This is a genomic window from Rhodococcus sp. O3 (assembly GCF_048897285.1).
Taxonomy (GTDB): Bacteria; Actinomycetota; Actinomycetes; order Mycobacteriales; family Mycobacteriaceae; genus Rhodococcus.
Genome location: NZ_JBMBTE010000293.1, coordinates 1 through 1,756, shown reverse-complemented (window position 1 = coordinate 1,756; position 1,756 = coordinate 1). Strand labels below are relative to the sequence as shown.

Below are 1,756 nucleotides of genomic sequence, written 5' to 3'. Positions count from 1 at the left end.
TGGCGCCGGTCAGGTCCAGGCCGGTCAGGGCCAGGCCGTGGGCGGTGACGTGCACGTGGGTGTCGACGAACGCGGGGGCGACGAACGCGCCGTGCAGGTCGACGATCTCGGCGTCGGGATGCAGCGCGCGGCCGGGACGCTCGGCCCCCACCCACACGACCTGCCCGTCGGTGACGGCCATCGCGGTGGCATCGGGGGCGCCGGCGCTGTAGATACGGCCGCCGACGAGAAGCTGGGTGTGCGGTGCTGGACTCACGAGCGTCCAGTGTGCCCCGTCAGGGCCGCTGCGGGCGCTGCGGGGTCTCGACGATCTCGCCGTCGAGGATCGGCGCGGACGTCAGCCGCGGCGTGGTGTCGACGACGGTGTGCTCGACGACCTGCCCGTCGACGACGGTGATGCGCTCACCGTGCCAGCTTCCGCGGGCCGCGAGGTTCGCCATCTTGCGGGCGGCGAGGACCTTGACGGCCGGGCGCAGCAGCGCCCGGGTCGGCGGCAGCAACAGCAGGATGCCCAGCACGCTCGTCAGCAGACCGGGCACCAGCACCAGGCCGGCGCCGGCCCCGACGAGCGCCCCGTCGGTCAGCGCCCGATCCGGCGAGCCCCCGGCCCGCACCTTCCCGAGGTTCTGCAGCGCGCGGCGGCCCTGCGCCCCGAGGATCAGATAGCCGAGGACGCTGACACCGAGGAACAGCAGCACGGTGTACCCGGCCCCGATGGCGGAGCCGAGCACCGCCAGCACCGCGATCTCGGCGACGACGTAGACGAGGAACAACAGGGGCAACATCAGGGCTCCTTCCGGGCGGCCACACCGGTGCAACGAACGGGCCGGCGAATTTGCTCCCGATCGGCCGGCACCGGGCACCCGTGATCGAATCACGGGCATGGATGCCGGTGACTGGGCGCTACTGCTGACCGCGGCGACCGCCGCCGGGTGGGTCGATGCGGTGGTCGGGGGCGGCGGGCTGATCCTGCTGCCCGCGCTGCTGCTGGTGGCGCCGCAACTGACCCCGCAGGCCGCGCTGGCGACCAACAAGCTCACCGCGATCTGCGGCACCAGCGCCGCGGTGGTGACGTTCGCGCGGCGCATCCGGCTGCCGTGGAAGGTACTGGCCCCCGGCGCGGCGGTCGCGGTGGTGTCCGCGGCGTGCGGGGCGGCCGCGGTGTCACTGATCGACAAGGCGCTGTTCATCCCGATCGTGATGGTCGCCCTCGTCGCGGTCGCGATGATGGTGACCCTGCGGCCGCAGGTCGGCACCACCCTGGCCCGGGAACGGCCGAGCCTGCGGCGCACGCTGATCGTCGTGCTCGGTGCGGCCACGGTGATCGGGTTCTACGACGGCATCCTCGGTCCCGGCACCGGCACCTTCCTGATCATCTCGTTCGCCACCCTGCTGGGCACCGAGTTCGTGCGGTCGGCGGCGATGGCGAAGGTGATCAATCTCGGCTCGAACCTGGGCGCGCTGGTGTTCTTCGCCGCGACCGGGCACGTGTGGTGGGCACTGGGCCTGACGATGGCGGTGTGCAACGTGGCCGGGGCGGTGCTGGGGTCGCGGACCGCGCTGGCGCGCGGCGCCGGGTTCGTGCGGGCGGTGCTGCTGATCGTGGTGCTGGTGATGGTGGTGCGGCTCGGTTGGCAGCAATTCGGATGATCGAGTTCTACGGTGAGCGGGTGAACACCGTCGACTCCGATTTCCTGGATCTGCCGTTACGTGCGCTCGCCGAGGCGGCGCTGGCGGTGGCCCGCCGCGGCGGGGC

3 protein-coding genes are annotated in these 1,756 nt (G+C 72.6%); 1 reads left to right on the top strand and 2 read right to left on the bottom strand.

Translation table 11 applies throughout. The features are described from left to right. Window positions 1-256 (bottom strand): amidohydrolase family protein (locus ACN675_RS29040; RefSeq protein ID WP_420754098.1); only part of this gene is annotated, 256 nt, incomplete at its 3' end. Between the two features lie 19 nt (window positions 257-275). Further along, window positions 276-785, bottom strand: coding sequence for an FxsA family protein (locus ACN675_RS29035; RefSeq protein WP_420754097.1), 510 nt, complete (start codon window positions 783-785; stop codon window positions 276-278). Window positions 786-882: 97 nt separating this feature from the next. Between ACN675_RS29035 and ACN675_RS29030 the strand changes: the two genes are divergently transcribed. Beyond that, entirely contained in the window at window positions 883-1,650 is a 768-nt protein-coding gene (locus tag ACN675_RS29030) for a TSUP family transporter (RefSeq protein WP_420754096.1), read from the top strand. Window positions 1,651-1,756 lie beyond the last annotated feature (106 nt).